The organism is uncultured Pseudoflavonifractor sp., from assembly GCA_904419835.1.
Taxonomy (GTDB): domain Bacteria; phylum Bacillota; class Clostridia; order Oscillospirales; family Oscillospiraceae; genus Pseudoflavonifractor.
The window spans coordinates 1-19,440 of the sequence record CAJFTA010000018.1 but is presented as its reverse complement, the minus strand read 5'-3'; the positions used below and the strand labels follow the sequence as shown (position 1 = coordinate 19,440).

At 64.4% G+C, this 19,440-nt stretch carries 18 protein-coding genes and 1 other annotated feature; all 18 genes read left to right on the top strand.

The annotated features are described in order from the left end of the window. The first annotated feature begins 23 nt into the window (after window positions 1-23). Window positions 24-734 (top strand): CPBP family intramembrane glutamic endopeptidase, encoded by a 711-nt coding sequence (locus tag QZY67_RS05110; RefSeq protein ID WP_295368852.1) that lies wholly within the window; start codon window positions 24-26, stop codon window positions 732-734. Window positions 735-751: 17 nt separating this feature from the next. Then, window positions 752-2,758 (top strand): DNA mismatch repair endonuclease MutL, encoded by a 2,007-nt coding sequence (gene mutL, locus QZY67_RS05105; protein WP_295368851.1) that lies wholly within the window; start codon window positions 752-754, stop codon window positions 2,756-2,758. 13 nt (window positions 2,759-2,771) lie between these two features. Further along, window positions 2,772-3,029, top strand: a complete 258-nt coding sequence (locus QZY67_RS05100) for a hypothetical protein (protein ID WP_295368850.1) — start codon at window positions 2,772-2,774, stop codon at window positions 3,027-3,029. A gap of 25 nt (window positions 3,030-3,054) precedes the next feature. Beyond that, window positions 3,055-3,990: a tRNA (adenosine(37)-N6)-dimethylallyltransferase MiaA gene (gene miaA / locus QZY67_RS05095; RefSeq protein ID WP_295368849.1), complete on the top strand. Its 936-nt coding sequence runs from the start codon at window positions 3,055-3,057 to the stop codon at window positions 3,988-3,990. A 48-nt stretch (window positions 3,991-4,038) separates the two neighbouring features. Then, window positions 4,039-4,272 (top strand): RNA chaperone Hfq, encoded by a 234-nt coding sequence (hfq, locus tag QZY67_RS05090; RefSeq protein WP_294536407.1) that lies wholly within the window; start codon window positions 4,039-4,041, stop codon window positions 4,270-4,272. Window positions 4,273-5,148: 876 nt separating this feature from the next. Further along, window positions 5,149-6,405, top strand: coding sequence for an HlyD family efflux transporter periplasmic adaptor subunit (locus tag QZY67_RS05085; RefSeq protein ID WP_295368848.1), 1,257 nt, complete (start codon window positions 5,149-5,151; stop codon window positions 6,403-6,405). A 32-nt stretch (window positions 6,406-6,437) separates the two neighbouring features. Beyond that, window positions 6,438-7,154, top strand: a complete 717-nt coding sequence (locus tag QZY67_RS05080) for a YggS family pyridoxal phosphate-dependent enzyme (protein ID WP_295368847.1) — start codon at window positions 6,438-6,440, stop codon at window positions 7,152-7,154. Window positions 7,155-7,173: 19 nt separating this feature from the next. Then, window positions 7,174-7,659 (top strand): cell division protein SepF, encoded by a 486-nt coding sequence (locus QZY67_RS05075; RefSeq protein ID WP_006571878.1) that lies wholly within the window; start codon window positions 7,174-7,176, stop codon window positions 7,657-7,659. Between the two features lie 261 nt (window positions 7,660-7,920). After that, entirely contained in the window at window positions 7,921-8,730 is an 810-nt protein-coding gene (locus tag QZY67_RS05070) for a DivIVA domain-containing protein (protein WP_295368846.1), read from the top strand. A gap of 86 nt (window positions 8,731-8,816) precedes the next feature. Further along, window positions 8,817-9,046: a binding site (T-box leader), on the top strand. A gap of 49 nt (window positions 9,047-9,095) precedes the next feature. Then, window positions 9,096-9,362: a cell division protein SepF gene (gene sepF / locus QZY67_RS05065; RefSeq protein WP_295368845.1), complete on the top strand. Its 267-nt coding sequence runs from the start codon at window positions 9,096-9,098 to the stop codon at window positions 9,360-9,362. A 36-nt stretch (window positions 9,363-9,398) separates the two neighbouring features. Further along, window positions 9,399-12,221 carry an isoleucine--tRNA ligase gene (gene ileS / locus QZY67_RS05060; RefSeq protein WP_295368844.1) on the top strand — a complete coding sequence of 941 codons (2,823 nt, stop codon included), beginning with the start codon at window positions 9,399-9,401 and terminating at the stop codon, window positions 12,219-12,221. A 166-nt stretch (window positions 12,222-12,387) separates the two neighbouring features. Continuing rightward, entirely contained in the window at window positions 12,388-12,594 is a 207-nt protein-coding gene (locus QZY67_RS05055; RefSeq protein WP_040646466.1) for a helix-turn-helix transcriptional regulator, read from the top strand. Next, window positions 12,572-13,009 (top strand): hypothetical protein, encoded by a 438-nt coding sequence (locus tag QZY67_RS05050; protein WP_295368843.1) that lies wholly within the window; start codon window positions 12,572-12,574, stop codon window positions 13,007-13,009. The genes QZY67_RS05055 and QZY67_RS05050 overlap by 23 nt, the downstream gene beginning before the upstream one ends. Window positions 13,010-13,052: 43 nt before the next feature. After that, window positions 13,053-13,766, top strand: coding sequence for an ABC transporter ATP-binding protein (locus tag QZY67_RS05045; protein ID WP_295368842.1), 714 nt, complete (start codon window positions 13,053-13,055; stop codon window positions 13,764-13,766). Next, window positions 13,759-15,378 (top strand): hypothetical protein, encoded by a 1,620-nt coding sequence (locus tag QZY67_RS05040; RefSeq protein WP_295368841.1) that lies wholly within the window; start codon window positions 13,759-13,761, stop codon window positions 15,376-15,378. Before QZY67_RS05045 ends, QZY67_RS05040 begins: the two co-directional genes overlap by 8 nt. A gap of 217 nt (window positions 15,379-15,595) precedes the next feature. Then, window positions 15,596-16,378, top strand: coding sequence for a putative ABC transporter permease (locus QZY67_RS05035; protein ID WP_295368840.1), 783 nt, complete (start codon window positions 15,596-15,598; stop codon window positions 16,376-16,378). Window positions 16,379-16,583: 205 nt separating this feature from the next. Continuing rightward, entirely contained in the window at window positions 16,584-16,850 is a 267-nt protein-coding gene (gene rpsO, locus QZY67_RS05030; RefSeq protein ID WP_006571894.1) for a 30S ribosomal protein S15, read from the top strand. A 212-nt stretch (window positions 16,851-17,062) separates the two neighbouring features. Further along, the gene (locus tag QZY67_RS05025) at window positions 17,063-19,213 is read left to right on the top strand and encodes a polyribonucleotide nucleotidyltransferase (protein ID WP_295368839.1); all 2,151 of its coding nucleotides are present in this window, start codon (window positions 17,063-17,065) and stop codon (window positions 19,211-19,213) included. Window positions 19,214-19,440 lie beyond the last annotated feature (227 nt).

Below are 19,440 nucleotides of genomic sequence, written 5' to 3'. Positions count from 1 at the left end.
TTTGCAGAGAGGAGGGACGTATTGTGACACAGAGAAGCTGGCGGCCCCAGATGACCGCCTCGGAGCGGAGGCGGGGGTGGGTGTTCTTCGCCCTGTACCTCTTTGTGTTCCCCTACCTGAACGCCTGGGCCCAGCGGGCGCTGCTGGGGGACGCGGAGGCCCCGGCGGCCGAGGCCAATGTAGTGTACTACGCCCTCCTCTTCGCCCTGGCCCTGCTGGTGTTCTGGTCCTTCCTGCGCCACGGCTTTTCCCTGCTGGTGGACTGGCTGCCCGAGAACTGCTTCGCCTTTGTCACCGGCCTGGCGGGGGCGCTGGCGCTGGGCTTCCTGGCGGGACTGCTGCCCATGCCGGTGGAAAACCCCATCCCCATGCAGTACCTCCAGGAGTACCAGCTCTCCCCCGCCGCCACCACCGTGCTGCTGGTGGTGCTCATGCCCCTCATCGAGGAGACCCTGTTCCGGGGGCTTCTCTTCGGCGCCCTCCGGCGGGAGAGCCGGGCCCTGGCCTATGTGGTCACCGTCCTGGTGTACGCCATCTCCTGCGTGTGGCGGTACATGTTCCAGCCCGCCGGGGTGGACCTGCGGTACCTGCTGCTGGCGGCGGAGTACCTGCCCATGTCCCTGGCCCTGTGCTGGTGCTACGACAACGGCGGCTCCATCTGGAGCGCCGTGGGGCTGCACATGGTCCTCAACGCCGCTCAGCTCATCACCATTGTGCGGGGCGTATCGCTTTGATGGAAAAGGAGTTCGCTATGCCACACATTCAACAGCTTGACCCCCATGTCGCCGACCTCATTGCCGCCGGTGAAGTGGTGGAGCGGCCCGCCAGCGTGGTCAAGGAGCTGGTGGAGAACGCCATTGACGCCGGGGCGGAGACCGTCACCGTGGAGATTCAGCGGGGCGGCATGTCCCTCATCCGGGTCACCGACAACGGCTGCGGCATCGCCGCCGGTGAGGCGGAGACCGCCTTCCTCCGCCACGCCACCAGCAAAATCCGCACCGAGCGGGACCTGGAGGCCATCGGTACCCTGGGCTTCCGGGGCGAGGCCCTGGCGGCCATTGCCGCCGTGTCCCGGGTGGATCTCCTCACCCGCACGGCGGACGAGGACCTGGGCACCGCCCTCAGCCTGGAGGGGGGCGAGACCGTGAGCCGGGAGGAGGCGGGCTGCCCCGTGGGCACCACCATGGTGGTGCGGGACCTGTTCTTCAACACCCCCGCCCGGCTCAAGTTCATGAAAAAGGACGCCGCCGAGGGGGCCGCCGTGTTCGCCATGGTCCAGCATCTGGCCCTGGCCCACCCGGAGGTATCCGTCAAATTCCTGCGGGACGGCAAGCAGGAGCTGCTCACCCCCGGCGACGGCCAGCTGAAGAGCGCCGTCTACTCCGTCCTGGGCCGGGATCTGGCGCTGGGCCTCATTGAGGTAAAGGGCTCCGGGGAGGATATGAGCGTCACCGGCTTTACCTCCCTGCCCGCCTGCTGCCGGGCCACCCGGGGCTACCAGCATTTTTTCGTCAACGGACGGTATGTGAAAAGCCGCACCATGATGGCCGCCCTGGAGGAGGCCTACCAGAACCAGAAGATGGTGGGCAAGTTCCCCGCCTGCGTCCTCCACCTGACCTGCCGCCTGAGCGGGGTGGACGTGAATGTCCACCCCACCAAGCAGGAGGTCAAGTTCGGCAGCGAGCGGCAGGTGTTCTCCGCCGTGTACTACGCCGCCCTTGCCGCCCTGGAGGGGGACAAAAGCCATGTCCAGGCCAGCGTGGGCAGCCCCGCCGGGCGGCTGGCCCCCGCCGCCGGGCACGACACCGTCACCCCCAACCAGACCGCCTTCCGCACCATGACGGCGGCGGAGTACCGCCGGAGCGGCGCCGGCGAACAGGGCGGGCTGTCCCTCCACGACTTCACCGCCCCCAAAACGGTTGCCCCTGCGGCCCCCATTTCCCGGCCCAAGCCGGAGGCGCGGCCCACGGAGCGCAGGTCCGTTTTCCAGGCGCCTGTTCGGGAGCAGCCCCGGCCTGCGCCGGAACAGCCAATTGTAAGGCCGGAGCATGTGCCCGCGCCCGCTGCGGAAAAGAAAGTCATCCCCCAGGAGCCGGTGAAGCTGCCGGAGGAGAAGCCCGTTCCCCCGGTGCAGGAGGCCCCTGTACCTGCGGCGGAGCACGGGCCCGTACCCCAGCAGCCCCAGGAGGAGGAACTCCCCTGGCGGGTGGCGGGCGAGGTGCTCAATACCTATATCATTGTGGAGCAGGGGGACAAGATCCTGCTCATCGACAAGCATGCCGCCCACGAGAGGATGAACTTCGACCGTCTCAAGGCCCAGGGCTACAAGCCCATGGTCCAGAACCTGCTGACCCCGGCTGTCTTTACCCCGCCCGCCGAGGAGGGGGCGGCGCTGCTCCAGAACCTGCCCCTGCTGGCCCGGTTCGGCTTTGACGCCGAGGACTTCGGCGGCGGGGCTGTCATCGTCCGGGCCGCCCCGTCGGATGTGGACCCGGAGGACATCCCCGCCACTCTGGAGGAGATTGCCTCCAAGCTGCTGACCACCGGCCGGGCCAACCCGGACGCCGCCCGGGACGAGCTGATGCACACCATGGCCTGCAAGGCGGCCATCAAGGGGGGACAGAAGAACGGCCCCCAGGAGCTGGAGAAGGTGGCCGCGGCGGTGATGCGGGGGGAGGTAAAGTACTGCCCCCACGGCCGCCCGGTGGCCATTGAGCTGACCCGCGGACAGCTGGAGAAGCAGTTTAAGCGGGCGTGAGAGGAGAATGGGTATGCAGCCGCTGACCACCCGGGAGGGGACGGGCTATGTCCTGTCCCCGGAGCGCTATGACGCGGGGGTAAATCGCCTGGGCGCCCTGGAGCGCATGTGGGCCGATCTGGAGGCCCGGCAGGCGGCCATCCCCGGGGAGCTTCAGGCCCTGCGGGAGGCAGGAAAGGAAAAAACCGTGAAATTCCGGGAGCTGATGGCGGAAAAGCTGACCAACGCCGCCATTCTCTCCGCCCTGGAGCGGGCGGAGCGGTGGGGCTGATCCGGGAGAGAAAGGAGCTGTGACCGTGGCCAAGCTGCTGGTCATCTGCGGCCCCACCGCCTCGGGCAAGACCGCCCTGGCGGTGGCCCTGGCCAAGCGGACGGGGGGCGAGGTGGTGAGCGCCGACTCCATGCAGATCTACCGCCGCATGGACATCGGCACCGCCAAGCCCACCGCGGAGGAGATGGACGGGGTGCCCCACCACATGCTGGACGTGGCCGACCCCGGCGAGGACTACTCGGTGGCCCGCTATGTGGAGGAGGCCTCCGCCTGTGTGGAGGACATCCTCGCCCGGGGAAAGCTGCCCATTGTGGCCGGGGGCACCGGCATGTATATCGACAACCTGCTGGCCGGCCGGACCTTTGCCGCCTTTACGGGCAAGTGGAGGCAGATACTTCAGGACCGGGCGGCAAAGGAGGGCATCGCGGCCCTCTACCGGGAGCTGGAGCAGGTGGACCCCCAGCGGGCGGCCAGGCTCCACCTGGCCGACGAGAAGCGGATCATCCGGGCGTTGGAGGTGTGGCACGAGACGGGCGAGACCATCACCGAGCACGACCGCCGCACCGCCGCCCTGCCGCCCCGGTATGAGGCGGCGCGCATCGGCCTGACCTTTGCCGACCGGGCGGACATGTGGGCGCGCATCGACCGCCGGGTGGATCAGATGATGGCCGCCGGGCTGGTGGAGGAGGTGGAGGGACTGCTCGCCTCCGGCGTGCCCGAGCGCTGCACCGCCATGCAGGCCATCGGGTACAAGGAGATGGCCGCCGCCCTCCGGGCGGGCCGCCCGGCGGCGGAGGCCGCCGAGGAGATCAAGCTGCGCTCCCGGCAGTACGCCAAGCGGCAGCTGACCTGGTTCCGCCGGGAGCCGTCAGTGAAGTGGATTACCTGGGAGAAAATACCAGATTTTTCAATGGCATTGCAAAATTCGACAGCATATTTGGAAGAAACTGGATTACTATAAGGGCATTCCGTGGGCCTGTCCCACCAGAGAGAAAGGAATGTACTTAGTATGCAGAAGACAAACAATCTCCAGGACCTCTTCCTCACCCGCCTGAGCCGCACCCGGGCCAACGTCACCTTCTTCTTGATGAACGGCTACCAGCTCCGGGGCCAGGTGGCCGGCTTCGACGCCTTTGTGGTGTTCCTCACCACAGACGGCAAGCAGCAGATGATCTACAAGCATGCAATCTCTACGATTACCCCTGAGCGGCCCGTGGATATGAGCCAGAGCGTGAGTGTTTAATGCGGCAGGCCCGCTCGAGCAAAGACTGAGCCAAGGAGCAGAAACCAAGTGCGGCATTGAGATCGCCAATGAATTGCAGAAGCTTTCAAGTCTGGGCAGGTGACGCTGCCCGGGCAGAAGGGGAACGGCATGCAGAGCACTGAACCGGCAAGCAACGGCTTTCAGGTTCGGTGGCTGCTTGAAACCCACCGCCGCAGGACATCGTCCTCGCAAGCTTCGTATCGCTCATCCCGCCGCAAGCGGCAGGCCTCGTTCACTTCGCTGCTCGTCCTCTCCCCTCGTCGCCGCAAGCGCCATATCCCTCGCTTCCGCCGAAAGGCGAAAGCTCGCTCATTTTGCTGCGGCTCCTCTCCCCGCGAAAGGCGTCCCGCCTTCCGCGGGGACCCCGGTTTCGCTCCGCTGGGCTTCGGCGGGGGCCCCAAGAAAGGGGTCCGGGGAAACGGGGGCGTTTGGCCCTAACAGGGCCCTTCCGCCCCTGTGTCCCCGGCGGCTTTTGGGTACTTTTCGCCGGTGAAAAGTACCTCCCCGAAGGGCCGCGTCCTCGTAAGCTTCATATCGCTCAGCGCGTCCTCACAAAGTCCGCTCAGTCTCGGAACGGCCTAAGCGGCCATTCCTCGCGCCGCTCCCTTGCTCGTCCTCTCCCCTCGTCGCCGCAAGCGCCATACCCCTCGCTTCCGCCGAAAGGCGAAAGCTCGCTCATTTTGCTGCGGCTCCTCTCCCAGCGAAAGGCGTTCCGCCTTCCGCGGGGACCCCGGTTTCGCTCCGCTGGGCTTCGGCGGGGACCCCGAGAAGCAGGCGCCTTCCCCCTGAGGGAGGCTGATATTGACACAGTCCGATTTTGACAGACAGATTTTTTATTCCCTGGAGGCGCGACCCATGAAAGAGGGCAAAATCGTCAACCGCGTGGTCATGCTGGCGCTGCTGGGCGCGGTGCTGGTGTACCTGTTTGTGTACGCCTGGCAGAGCTTTACCGACCGGATGGTCACCATGACCTGCTACACCTACACGCTGGATCAGGCCACTGAGGCCACCGGCTTCCTGGTGCGGGACGAGTATGTGCTGCCCGCCCGGTCGGGGCTGGCTGACGTGCTGCCCGCCGAGGGGGAGCGGGTGGGGGTGGGACAGACGGTGGCCTATCTCTACCAGGACGCCTCCGCCCTGGAGCGGCGGCAGCAGCTGAGCGCCCTCACCCAGGAGCTGGAGCAGATCAACTACTCCCTGGGCCATACGGACGACCTGTCGGACAACGCCAAGCTGTCCCAGGAGATCCTGGACCAGATTGCGTCCCTGCGGTCCTCCGTGGCCAGCCGGGATTTCACCCAGCTGGAGGACGACACCATGGAGCTGCGCACCCTGGTCTATAAGCGGGACTACTCCTCCACCGGGGATATTACCCAGCTTCAGAGCGCCAAGGCGGAGCTGGAGGCACAGATTCAGGCCCTGGTCGCCGCCTCCGGGCAGGACACCACCGCTGTGACAACCGACCGCTCCGGCATTTTCTCCGGTATGGTGGACGGCTGGGAGAGCGTCATCACCCCCGCCGTGCTGGAGACCATCACTCCCGCCCAGCTGGAGCAGCTGAGCGGGACCGCGGTCAGCCCGGAGGAGGGCGCCATCGGGAAGCTGATCACCAGCGCCAAGTGGTACTTTGTCTGTGTGCTGGACGAGGCCGACGCGGGAGAGCTGGCCAACCTGCGGGACTCCGACAAAAAGGTCACCGTCCGCTTTTCCCGGGACTGGTCCGGCCAGGTGGACATGACGGTGGAGCGCATCAGCGACCCGGAGAACGGCAAGGTGGCGGTGGTGCTCTCCAGCAAGGAGTTTTTGTCGGATACCACCCTCCTCCGGGAGCAGACGGTGAGCCTGGTGTACAGCAGCACCACCGGCATCCGCATCCCCAAAAACGCCCTCTATCAGAATGAGGACGGCCAGTGGGGCGTGTACGTGGTGGTTGGCGCCCGGGCGGAGTTCAAGCCGGTGGACATTGTGGACGACGAGGAGGACTACTACCTGGTCAACCCGGTGGAGGTCGCCTCCGGGGACAACAACGAGGCCAAGCGGTCCCTCCGGGCCGGGGACGAGCTCATTCTCTCCGGCGAGGACCTGTACGACGGAAAAGTGGTGCGAGGCTGAGGCCTCCCGCCTGAATATGGAGGTGCGGAGCGATGACGCTGCCGGAACGTGTGGAAGCTGTAAAGAGAAAGATTGCCGCCGCCGCGTTGGAGGCGGGCCGGGATCCGGCGGAGGTCACCCTGGTGGCCGCCACCAAGGTCCAGACCTCGGACACCATCCGGCAGGCCATTGCCGCCGGCATCACGGTCTGCGGCGAGAACCGGGTCCAGGAGATGACCGCCCATCTGGACGACGACGCCTATGCCGGCGCCGCCCTCCACTTCATCGGCCATCTCCAGACCAACAAGGTCAAATATGTGGTGGGCCGGGTGGATATGATCGAGTCCATCGACTCCCGCCGCCTGCTGGAGGCGGTGGAGGCCCGGGCGGCCCATCTGGACCTGGTGCAGGACATCCTGCTGGAGATCAACGTGGGCGGCGAGGCATCCAAGAGCGGCGCGGCCCCGGGGGAGGCCCTGGATCTGGCCCGGCTGGCCGTACAGATGCCCCACATCCGCCTGCGGGGGCTGATGGCCGTCCCACCCGCCGCCCGGGCGCCGGGAGAAAACCGACATTTTTTTGCCGAAATGTATCGCCTTTATGTTGACATAAGAACGGCTTTGGACCATAATGTAACTGATATGGACTGCCTGTCCATGGGAATGAGCGGCGACTATGAGGACGCCGTGCGGGAAGGGGCCACCCACGTCCGGGTGGGCACCGCCCTGTTCGGCCCGCGGCCGCCCATGGCAGCGCAGCGCCAAGGCTGATTGATGGGGGTAACCGACCATGGGTTTTATTGACGAACTGAAGCGCCTTGCCCGTCCCTATGAGGACGAGGACGACGAGGATTACGAGGAGGACTATGAGCCGGTCACCCGGGGCGACCGGGCCGAGCGCCGGGAGAAGAGCGCCTCCGCCAAGATGGACAACTCGGGCAGCATCTTCCAGCAGGAGGAGCCCCGCCGGAGCAACAAGGTGGTCAACATCCACACCACCACCCAGCTCCAGGTGGTGCTGGTGAAGCCCGACCGCTTTGAGAACGCCGCCGAGATTGCCGACCACCTGCGGGAGAAGCGCACCGTGGTGCTCAATCTGGAGCAGACCAACAAGGACATCGCCCGCCGCCTGCTGGACTTCCTGTCCGGCGTGGCCTACGCCAACGAGGGCAAGATCAAGAAGGTGGCTATCTCTACTTACATCATCACGCCCTATAACGTGGACATTCTGGGCGATTTAATCGACGAGCTGGAGAACAACGGGCTGTACTTTTAACGGAGCAGAGGGAAAACGGTTCACGTTGTCCCGCCGGGAGTCCGGCGTGCCAAGGGTTTTGGCGCAGCCAAAACCTTGATGCCGGGCGGATTCACTCCGCCCGGGCAGATGCAGGGACGGGGTCCCCGGACGGCGCGGAGCGCCGGCTGGGGCGAACAACGGGCTGTATTTCTGAGCCGTACTTAACTGCGCATAAGAACCCGCACAGGGCAGCGGGCAGGGATTTTGCACCCTTTTTAAAGAGAAACGGGGGAATTGGATATGATGACACCACAGGAAGTCTCTCAGCACGCGTTTGCCAAGGCAAACTTCGGCGGTTACAACATGGCCATGGTGGACGAGTTTCTGGACCAGCTCACCGAGGACTACACCGCTCTCTACAAGGAGAACGCCCTGCTCAAGAGCAAGATGAAGGTGCTGGTGGAGAAGGTGGAGGAGTACCGTTCCACCGAGGAGGGCATGCGCAAGGCCCTGCTGGCCGCCCAGCGGACGGCGGACGAGATCGTCCGTGAGGCGGAGGAAAAGCGGGCGCAGCTCATCGGCACCGCCGAGAGCGAGGCCCGGGCCAAGGTGGACGGCCTGCGCCGGGAGCTGGAGAACGAGCAGCTGCGCCTGAACGCCGCCAAGGAGGCCACCGCCGCCTACGTGGCCAAGCTGAAGGAACTCTATCAGCACGAGATGGACTACCTCAACGGCCTGTCCCAGCTGACCGCGCCCGTCCCCAGCCAGACCGAGCAGACCGCCCGGGACATTCAGTCCTCCATGGAGAAGATTGTGGAGGAGGAGACCGGAGAGCTGCCCCAGGTGGAGGATGAGGAGCCCCAGGGCGAGGCGGAGCGGGACAGCCGGGAGGAGGACGGCGGCCTGTACGCCGAGCTTCTGGGCATGGACCGGAAGGACAGGGAGGAGCAGCCTGAGCCCCGCAGGGAGCACCGGAGCGACCGGAATGACCGGGGCGACCGCCGTGCCCGCCGCCGCAGCGAGGAGGACGATGACGACGAGGACGACTCCCCCACCCGCCGCATCGACTTCAGCAATCTGAAATTCGGAAAAGATTACGAAATCAAGTGATTCCCCTTGACATAGCCGGGGAAAACAGGTAAGATACACGGAGAAACGCCCCTGCGGGTGTTTCTCCGTGTTTTTCTTTTTATACAGCAAACGCGAGGAAGAGGAGGAGTAATCCGGCCCAACCTGCCCAGAGAGCCGCCGTTTTGGTGAAAGGCGGAGAGGCGGACGGACGAAAATCACCTCGGAGCCTCCGGCTGAACGGGTCTGACCCCACTAAGCCGGTACGGGCGGCGCCGTTATCCGCCGGCTTGAGCGGCCGCAGCATGCCTGCGGCAAGAAGAGTGGTACCGCAGAGGTTTGCGCCTTTGTCTCTTTTTGGAGACAGGGGCGCTTTTTTGTTCCCTCGGCACCGGAAAGGAGACAGGATGAAAGAGGAACTGTACTGGCTGGAGCCCCCCGACCCGGAGGAACTGGCCAGGCTGCCCCTGCACCGTGCCGGCGGCTTCTCGGATGCAACCGAACTGGCGGAGCAGGTACGGGCCGGCGGCGCCTTCCTGGCGGACCTGGAGGAGGCCGGACCGGAGGCTGCCCAGCGTATCCTGGACTTCCTGTGCGGCGCGGTCTGGCTGGCCGGCGGCAGCATCCGCAAGCTGTCTGCGTGGACCTATTTGATCACCCCGCCGGAGGACTGATCCGGCCACAACAATCATATCTGGAGGAAACAACCCATGGACTACAACAAGACCATCCACCTCCCCAAGACGGACTTCCCCATGCGGGCCGGCCTGCCCCGGCGTGAGCCCGACATGCTCAAGGCCATGGAGGAGAAGGACATCTACCACAAGCTGATCAAGAAGAACGAAGGCAAGCCCACCTTCGTCCTCCACGACGGCCCTCCCTACGCCAACGGCAACATCCACATCGGCACCGCCCTGAACAAGATCCTCAAGGACATGATCGTCAAGCACCGCAACATGACCGGCTGGTGCGCCCCCTACGTGCCCGGCTGGGACACCCACGGCCTGCCCATCGAGTCCGCCGTGCTCAAGGACAAGAGCGTGAAGCGGGAGGAGATGACCACCGCCCAGTTCCGCACCAAGTGCCGGGAGTACGCCGAGAAGTATATCGCCAAGATGACCGGCCAGTTCCAGCGACTGGGTGTCCTGGGCGAGTGGGAGAACCCCTATATTACCCTGCTGCCCGAGTTTGAGGCCAAGCAGATTGAGGTCTTTGGCAAGATGGCCGAGAAGGGCCTCATCTACAAGGGCATGAAGCCGGTGTACTGGTGCCCCCACGACCAGACCGCCCTGGCTGAGGCCGAGATTGAGTACGCCGACGACCCCTGCACCACCATCTTTGTCAAGTTCCCCGTCCGGGACGACAAGGGCAAGCTGGGCCAGTACGCCGACCTGTCCAAGACCTACTTCGTCATCTGGACCACCACCCCCTGGACCATCCCCGGCAACTTCGCCATCTGCCTCAACGCCGACTTTGACTATGTCCTGCTCCAGGTGCCCTCCGGCGACGTGTATGTCCTGGCCAAGGAGCTGGCCGAGAAGGTGTGCAAGGCCGCCCACATCGACTACGACGCCTGCAAGGTGCTGGCCGAGATGAAGGGCAGCGAGTTCGAGCTGATGACCGCCACTCACCCCCTGTTCGACCGTGAGTCCGTCATCCTCAACGGTGAGCACGTCACCCTGGACGCCGGCTCCGGCTGCGTCCACACCGCCCCCGGCTTCGGCGCCGAGGACTTCCAGATCTGCCAGCAGTACGACAAGGCCGGCCTGACCCACATCGGCGTCCCCGTGCCCGTCAACGCCAAGGGCGTCATGACCGACGAGCGCTACAACGGCCAGTTCTACGCCAAGGGCAACGACATGGTGGTGGAGGACCTGGAGAAGGAGAGCTTCCTGGTCGCCAAGGAGTCCATCACCCACTCCTACCCTCACTGCTGGCGCTGCAAGCACCCCATCATCTACCGGGCCACCGAGCAGTGGTTCTGCTCCGTGGACGCCATCAAGGACGCCGCCGTCAAGTCCTGCGACTCCATCCAGTGGAAGCCCGAGTGGGGCAAGGAGCGCATGATCTCCATGATCTCCGAGCGCAACGACTGGTGCATCAGCCGTCAGCGGGTGTGGGGCGTGCCCATTCCCATCTTCTACTGCGACGACTGCGGCGCTGATATCGTCACCCCCGAGACCATCGCCCATGTGGCCGAGCTGTTCCGTGAGCACGGCTCCAACATCTGGTTTGACAAGGAGGCCAAGGATCTGCTGCCCGAGGGCTTTGTGTGCCCCAAGTGCGGCAAGGTCCACTTCTCCAAGGAGACCGACATCATGGACGTGTGGTTCGACTCCGGCTCCACCTGGGCCGCTGTTGCCGCCGAGCGTCCCTACCTGAAGTACCCCGCCGACCTGTACCTGGAGGGCGGCGACCAGTACCGCGGCTGGTTCCAGTCCTCCATGCTCACCTCTATCGCCGTCAACGGCGTGGCCCCCTACAAGCAGATCACCACCCACGGCTGGACCGTGGACGGCGAGGGAAAGGCCATGCACAAGTCCCTGGGCAACGCCGTGTCCCCCGATGAGGTCATCAAGGACTACGGCGCCGACCTGCTCCGCCTGTGGGTGGCCTCCGCCGACTACACCCAGGACATGCGCATCTCCAAGGAGATCATGAAGCAGCTGTCCGACGCCTACCTGAAGATCCGCAACACCGCCCGCTACATGCTGGGCAGCCTGAACGGCTTTGACCCGGACGCCGATTCCGTGGCCTACGCCGACCTGATGGATCTGGACAAGTGGGCCCTGTCCCGGCTCAATGAGCTCGCCCGCACCGTGCGCAACTTCTACAACAAGTACGAGTTCCACGGCGTCTACCGCAGCCTGTACAACTTCTGCGTGGTGGACCTGTCCAACTTCTACTTCGACATCATCAAGGACCGCCTCTACTGCGGCGATGAGGCCGGCCGCCGCTCCGCCCAGACCGCTCTGTACCGGATTCTGGACGGCATGACCCGTCTGGTGGCCCCCATCCTGGCCTTCACCAGCGAGGAGATCTGGCAGGCCATGCCCCACGACAAGACCGCCGACGCCGAGTGCGTCCTCTTCAACGAGATGCCCGACTTTGACGAGGCCCTGGCCCTGCCCCAGGACCAGGCCCAGCGCTGGGAGGCCGCCATGGCCCTGCGCACCGACGTGAACAAGGCCCTGGAGATCGCCCGGGGCGAGAAGCGCATCGGCAAGAGCCTGGAGGCCGCCGTTACCCTGTACTTTGACGGCGACGAGGCCCAGGCCCTGTGGCGCGGCCCCCTGGGCGGCTTCGACACCCACGACCTGGAGACCATCTGCATCGTCTCCCACGTGGACGCCGTCATCGGCTCCGGCCAGGGCTACCAGGGCGAGGCCGTCCCCGGCCTGACCGTCCAGGTGGAGCAGGCCTCCGGCGCCAAGTGCGCCCGCTGCTGGATGTACAACGAGCACGTGGGCGAGGACCACGACCACCCCGAGCTCTGCCCCCGCTGCGCAGCCGTTGTGAAAGCGGAGCAGTAAAAATTCCCATACAGCATATCCCAAACCAGGCGCTCACAGATGCGGGCGCCTGGTTTTTTGTAAAGATGATTTTAATGGAAAGTTAACTTGACAAAATGCGACGGCGGCACTATACTAAGGCCACAGGACGGAAAGTGAGCTTTCCATTTCAGAGGGAGGCGAGGGTTTGAAAAACCGGCTGGAGGAGCTGCGGAAGGCCAGAGGCATGACCCAGGAGGAGCTGGCCGAGGCGCTGGAGGTGTCCCGGCAGACGGTGGGGTCCCTGGAGAATGGGCGGTACAATCCGTCCATCCTGCTGGCCTTCAAAATCGCCCGGCTGTTTGAAACCACCATTGAGGAGGTCTTTCTCTATGAAGAACAGGGAGAGGAATAGGGAGGTTCTGTACTGGGTCGGCGCGGGGCTGAGCTGGCTGGCCGTGCTCTTGGTGCTGGCGGGGGACAGCCTGGGTCTGGAGCTGCCCCGGCTGGCCGGCGGACTGCTGGCCGGCGGGGGCGGAGCGCTGGGCGGGCTGCTGACGGTCAAGGCCCTCTTCGCCCGGCACTACCGCCGCAATGAAAAGGCCCGCCGGGCGGCGGAGCGGGAGGAGAAGGACGAGCGCAACCAGATGCTCCGGGGCATCGCCGCCTACCGCTCCCTGCTGGCCGCCACCCCCATCTTCATCGCTGAGTGGGTCATTCTGCTGGTGATGGACGCGCCCATGGCCGTCCTGGTGGTGGTGATGCTGGCCTATCTGGCCCATTTCGTGATTTACATGTATCAGCTGGTGCGGCTCCAGAGGGAGCTGTAACAAGGAAAAGCCGCCCGGGAAGGCGGCGGAAAGCGAGAGACGTATGAAGCTCATTTTAGAAGGGATCGAAAAGCATTTTGGGGAGAAGCAGGTGCTCAGGGGGGCGTCCTTCTCCTTCCAGCAGGGCCGGATTTACGGCCTGCTGGGCCGCAACGGCGCGGGCAAGACCACCCTGATGAACTGCCTGGCCGGAGAGTTCCCGCCCGACGGCGGCGCCTTCTGCGTGGAGGACGGGACCGGGGCCCGCCGCCCCCTGGCCGAGGGGGACGTGGGCTATGTGCTGTCCACGCCGGTGGTGCCCGAGTTCCTGACAGGCTGGGAGTTCGTGAAGTTCTTCCAGGAGATCAACGCCGGCAAGGACCCCAGCGGCCGCACCCCCGACGACTGGCTGGACCTGGTGGGCATTGATGCCGAGGACCGCTGCCGCCTGATGAAGGACTACTCCCACGGCATGAAGAACAAGATGCAGATGCTCTGCTTCCTCATCGCCCGGCCGCCGGTCATCCTGCTGGACGAGCCCCTCACCTCCTTCGACGTGGTGGCCGCCAAGGAGATGAAGGACCTGCTCATCGAGATGAAGGAGGACCACATCATCCTCTTCTCCACCCACATTCTCCAGCTGGCTGCCGACCTGTGCGACGAGATTGTCCTCCTCCACCACGGTACGCTGGAGGAGGTGGACCCGTCCATCATCCACACGCCTGAGTTTGAGAACCGGGTGGTGGAGCTGCTGAAAGAAGAGGAACGCCATGATTAAGGACATGCGTAATGTGTTCCGGGTGCAGTCGGCCATGAGCTGCAACCGCTTTCTCTTCTGGCTGAAGAAAATCCCCCTCGTCCGCCGCCTGTTCCCCGACCGGCTGTACGCCGCCTCGGCGGGCAAGCAGCGGCTCATGGCCGTGGTGGAGGTGCTGAAGCTGGTCAGCGCCTTTGCCGGAAAGTTTATCTACCTGTTCCTCTGCTGCCTGCTGCCCGCCATGCTGATCCGGGAGGACCTGGGAGCGGAGGGACTGTGGCAGAACTTTCTCACCGCCCTGTTCTTCCTCAGCTTCTTCGGCGGCGCCTTTCTCCAATCCAATATCCTCACCGCCAGCCTGGTCAAGTACACCTGCGTGCGGCAGATGGGCATGGGCGCCCGGGCCAGCCTGGCCGCCACCGCCGGCCGTGAGCACCTCCAGACTTTTGTGACCTTTACCCCGGCCCTGATGGTCTTTGCCGCCCTCTTCGGCCCCGGCTGGTGGGAGGGACTGCTCCTCTCCGTGCAGATGGCCGCCTTCCGTGTCCTGGGCGAGTTTTTCCATGTGTGGATATGGCACCGCTGGGAGAAACAGCCGGGCAAGAGCTTCTGGCACATCATGGCCGTCACGGTGCTGGCCCTGGCCGGTGCCTATGTGCCCCTGCTTCTGCCCGAACCCCTGCCCATGGAGCGGTTCCTGTTCAACCCGGCGGTATACATCGCGTCGGTGGGATGCGGCGCCTGGGCGGGCGTCTGGATTCTCCGTTATCCCCATTATCAGGCACTGGTGTGGAAAACCTGCCGGGCGGAGAACGTGTCCACCGCCGCCGCCAGGCAGAACGCCGCCCAGGCCGCCTTCCGGGACGTGCAGATGAAAGAGTCCGACCTGGCCGCGGAGGACGCCGGGGGCCGGATTCAGGCCATGAAGGGGTACGCCTACCTCAACGGCCTGTTTTTCCTGCGCCACCGGCGGCTGCTGAACAAGCCGGTGAAGTACGCCCTGGGGGCAGTGGGCGCGGCGGTGCTGGCGGGCCTGGCGGGCGTTCTCTTTGCCCGGGAGGCCATGGCCGGCCTGATGGCGGAATTCCCCACCCGGTTCCTGCCCATCTTCGTGTTTATCATGTACCTCATCTGCAACACCCTGGGCCAGCGGATCTGCAAGGCCATGTTCTACAACTGCGACATCTCCCTCCTCCGGTACGGCTGGTACCGGGAGCGGAAGGTGCTCCTGCGCAACTTCACCATCCGGCTGGGCCAGGTGGCCGGGCGGAACCTGCTGGTGGCCGCCGCCATCTGCGCGGGCACGGCCCTCCTCACCCTGGCCGCCGGGGCGCCCCTGGGGGGCGGGCTGGCCCTGTTCTGCCTGGCGGTGCTGAGCCTGGCGGTGTTCTTCTCGGTCCACCCCCTGTTCCTCTACTACATCTTCCAGCCCTACACCGCCCAGCTGGCGGTGAAAAATCCCTTCTTCGGCATTCTCAACTGGGTGGTCTACTTTGTGTGCTGGATGTGCCTCCAGATCAAGCAGCCCACCAGCGTGTTCACCCTGCTGGTGGTGGTGTGTACCGTGGCGTACAGCGCTGTCGCCCTGGCCGTGGTGTGGAACCGGGCGGAGAAGACCTTCCGCATCAAATAAACCCTGTCGTCAAAATAACCGTCCCTGCCGCCCGTTTCGGGCGACAGGGACATTTTTTGCAGCCGGATAGTGAGAAGAAGCCCTTCCGAAGGTCGAAATTTCGAATTTCGGAGGGAAAAGTTAAATGAAAATTTAATATATCCTTCATGTTATTGTGCACTGTGCCGTGGTATGATACCCACTGTTCCAAGGTGACGGACAGAGAAAGGAGAACCCTATGGCAGAACTGGCGCACGGACGGCAGCAGTCCGGCTTTTCCGGGGCGGAGCGGACAGAGGCCGTCTCTTCGGAGAATATCCCCGGCTTTTTTGCCCGGGGCGTGAACTTTTACAAGCTCTTCTGGGTGTTTATCATCGTCTCCTTCCTGGGCTGTCTGGTGGAGACGGCGTTCATGCTCCTCACCCGTGGGGAGCTCCAGAACCGCAGCGGCGTGCTCTACGGCTCCTTCTCCCTGGTGTGGGGTCTGGGGGCGGTGCTGTTCACGCTGTGCTTCCACCGTCTTGCCCGCCGCAGCTCCTTCCTCATCCTGCTGGCCGGTACGGTGCTGGGCGCGGTGTATGAATACGCCTGCTCCTGGCTCCAGGAGGTGCTCTTCGGCGCATGCTTCTGGGATTACAGCCACCTGCCCTTCAACATCAACGGCCGGGTGAACCTGGTGTTCTCCCTGTTCTGGGGCGTGGCGGCGGTGCTGTGGGTCACGTGGGCCTATCCGGCGGTGTGCCGCTGGATAGGGAAAATCCCCAACGGGGCGGGCCGCCCCCTCACCCTGGTGCTGGCGGTGCTGATGGTCTTTGACGTGGCCCTCACCTCCGCCGCCCTGAGCCGGATGAACCAGCGGCAGCACAACGTGCCCGCCGCCGGACCGGCGGCCGAGTTCCTTGACGCCCACTACCCCGACCAGAAGCTGGAGCGCATCTTCACCAATCTCACCTACATCGGCACCGACGAGGCCAGAGAGGCCGCCGGAGTGCCCAAGCCCAACGACCTGCCCGGACAGTGAGCCGGGCCGGACAAAACCAGGGGAAAAGTCCTGAAAATTGTGTTTTTTCCCTTTACAGCACGGGCAAAATATGATAGACTACCAAAGCACGCAATGTGCGAAGCTGCCTGCCGCTTAGTTTCGGGACAACAGCCGCGTATCCGCGGGGGTCCGCCCACCCGTTACCCAGCCGCCGGGCAAATGATATGAAAGGTGGAAACCATCCATGATCCGTAAGGACGAGAAGACGGCCGTTATCGAGGCCAACCGCACCCATCCCACTGACACCGGCTCCCCCGAGGTCCAGATTGCCATTCTGACCGCCCGCATCCAGGAGCTGACCGAGCACCTGAAGGTCCACACCCACGACAACCACAGCCGCCGCGGCCTGCTGAAGATGGTCGGTAAGCGCCGCAAGATGCTGGACTACCTGATGGCCAAGGACATCGAGCGGTACCGTGCCATCATTGCCAAGCTGGGCATCCGTAAGTAAGAGCTTCCCGATAGGGTGGCGTGGTTATGCCACGCCACCCTATCTTGCCATTCTCCTCCGGGAGGACGGCGCGAACCTATCCACAGGCCCCGCCGGGCCGGAGCGCTTTTTTAGCAGTTGAACATGGGCCTGAAGAATACGGACCCGGGTTCAAATGCTAAAAGGTGAGACGGCCCGGACGCTGGCCCATACCAACGAAAAGGAGGACAACCATGTCTACCGTCATCACCCACAAGCAGTTCCCCAACCACAAGATCTTCAAGACTGAGATCGCCGGCCGTCCCTTCTCCATCGAGGTGGGCAAGACCGCCGAGCTGGCCAACGCCGCCGCTCTGGTGCGCTACGGCGACACCACCGTCCACGTGGCCATCTGCGTCTCTCCCCGTCCCCGGGACGGCGTGGACTTCTTCCCCCTGAGCGTGGACTTTGAGGAGAAGCTGTACGCCGTGGGCCGCATCCCCGGCTCCTTCATGCGCCGTGAGGGCCGTCCCTCCCTGCCCGCCGTGCTGGCCTCCCGCCTCATCGACCGGCCCATCCGCCCCCTGTTCCCCTACGACTTCCGCAATGACGTGTGCATCACCTGCACCGTCATGAGCGTGGACTACGACTGCTCTCCCGAGGTCACCGCCATGATCGGCGTGTCCGCCTGCCTGAGCTACTCCGAGATCCCCTTCGCCGGCCCCATCGGCTGCCTGGAGGTGGGCTACTGCGACGGCGAGATCGTCTTCAACCCCACTCAGGAGCAGCGCAAGACCTCCCGCATGGACGTGACCGTGGCCGCCACTGAGAAGAAGGTGGTCATGATCGAGGCCGGCGCCGACCAGATCCCCGACGATATCATGTACGAGGGCATCGTGAAGGCCCACGAGGAGATCAAGAAGCAGGTGGCCTTCATCAACGACATCGTGGCTCAGATTGGCAAGCCCAAGATGGAGTACGACCACGCCGACTTCAACCAGGAGCTGTTCGACAAGATCGTGGACAAGTACATGGACGAGGCCAAGGCCGCCATGGACACCGACGACAAGAACATCCGTGAGCAGCGCTGGAACGCCATGATCGACAAGTGGCATGAGGACTACCTGGAGGAGTACCCCGAGATGGACAAGTATCTCGAGGAGTTCACCTACAAGTTCCAGAAGAAGATCGTCAAGGCCTGGCTGCTCCAGGGCCACCGTGTGGACGGCCGCGCCAAGAACGAGATCCGTCCCCTCAGCGCCGAGGTGGGCGTGCTGCCCAAGGTCCACGGCTCCGGCCTGTTCACCCGCGGCCAGACCCAGGTCCTGTCCGTGGCCACCCTGAACACCCTGGCCGCCGCCCAGAAGCTGGATACCATTTGGGAAGAGGAAGAGAAGCGGTACATGCACCACTACAACTTCCCCCCCTACTCCGTGGGCGAGGCCAAGGCCCCCCGCTCCACCAACCGCCGGGAGTACGGCCACGGCGCCCTGGCTGAGCGGGCCCTGGTGCCTGTGCTGCCCAGCGTGGACGAGTTCCCCTACGCCATCCGCGTGGTGAGCGAGGTCCTCTCCTCCAACGGCTCCACCTCTCAGGGCTCCATCTGCGGCTCCACCCTGGCTCTGATGGACGCCGGCGTGCCCATCAAGGCTCCCGTGGCCGGCATCTCCTGCGGCCTCATCCAGGACGACGACGGCTCCTTCCAGACCTTTATCGACATCCAGGGCGTGGAGGACTTCCACGGCGAGATGGACTTCAAGGTGGCCGGCACCAAGGCCGGCATCACCGCCATCCAGATGGACCTGAAGAACGACGGCCTCACCCACGAGATCATCAAGGAGGCCCTGGAGATCACCCGGGACGCCCGCTACGCCATCCTGGACGAGATTATGCTCCCCTGCATCGCCGAGCCCCGGCCCGAGGTGAGCAAGTACGCCCCCAAGATGATCACCATGAAGATCGACGTGGACAAGATCCGCGAGGTCATCGGCAAGGGCGGCAGCGTGATCCAGAAGATCTGCGCCGAGTCCGGCGCCACGGTGGACATCGACGACGACGGCACCATCCACATCGCCTCCCCCGACGCCGCCTCCTGCGAGGCCGCCAAGAAGATGATCGACACCATCGTGTTCGTCCCCGAGGTGGGCCAGCTGTACTACGGCAAGGTGGTGCGCATCCTCACCTTCGGCGCCTTCGTGGAGCTGGCGCCCGGCAAGGACGGCATGGTCCACATCTCCAAGCTGGCCGACCGCCGGGTGGAGAAGGTGGAGGACGTGGTCAACATCGGCGACATGATCTGGGTCAAGGTCACCGACATCGATGAGAAGGGCCGCGTGAACCTGTCCTACAAGGACGCCCTCAAGGAGATCAAGGCCAGGCAGGCCGCCGGCCAGAGCGCCAAGTAAGAAACCGGATAAGCAAACCGGGCGGGCACAACGTGTCCGCCCGGTTTTTGTATCCCCGGTGCGTTGGGAGAGAAACGTGCCTATATGTTTTGAGCAGCTTTGCCACGTGCTCAAAAAAATGACCGCCCCATGGTCGGGGGTCATAAGAAAGCAATATCGGTTTTCGCAGGAACGGCATGGCTTCGGTCATGCCGTTTCCTGTTTCATCAGCTCGTCCACGGGGATAA